At 76.5% G+C, this 654-nt stretch carries 1 pseudogene; it reads right to left on the reverse strand.

The features are described from left to right. Positions 1-618 (reverse strand): annotated as a pseudogene (locus tag ACFQ87_RS45455) (cation-translocating P-type ATPase); the annotation flags it as partial. Positions 619-654 lie beyond the last annotated feature (36 nt).

Consider the following 654-nt stretch of genomic DNA (forward strand, 5'->3'; position numbering starts at 1 on the left):
GTCGACCAGTTCCAGGCGGCGCAGCCGCTCCGGGTTGCGGACCAGGACGCCCTCACGGGCGAGCTCGGTGCCCAGCGCGGCGGTGAACGCGGCCGGGCCGTAGCGCGCGGCCTTCGGATTGCCTGCCACTAGCCCCTCGGCCGCCTCCACGATGTTGCGAGTGAACAGCATGGCCGCGGCGGAGCCGAGCAGGGTGCCGCCCACGGCCTGGTCCGCGTACTCGTCGCAGGGCAGCGGACGCAGCGCCGGGCGCGCGGTGCCCTCGCCCGCCACGCTCAGCCGTCCGGGCGCGCAGACCGTGTCGTGCGCGGAGTCGAAGGCGGCGGCGCCGGCGATAGTCTCCATCAGCCTGCCGGTGCGCAGTACCGCGTCCAGGGCCAGCGCGGTGGGCGACTGCCCGATGCCGTACGCCGCCGCCCCGGCCGCTGCCAGCACCAGGTCGGAGCCTGTGTCGCCGAGGCGGCGGCGGAGCCGTGTGCGGACCTCCGGGTCCTCGCGGACCAGAGCGGTTACGGCGGTGGCCAGCCGGGGCGCGGTCCGCAGCGGGATCGCCCGCGCTCCAAGAGCGGTCGCGAAACCCACCGCGTCACAGCCGAGGGCGATCGCCTGTGCGCGCACGCTGCCGGTCCGGCCGGGGTGCGCGGTCTCCAGGAC

The organism is Kitasatospora sp. NPDC056531, assembly GCF_042794375.1.
Taxonomy (GTDB): Bacteria; Actinomycetota; Actinomycetes; order Streptomycetales; family Streptomycetaceae; genus Kitasatospora.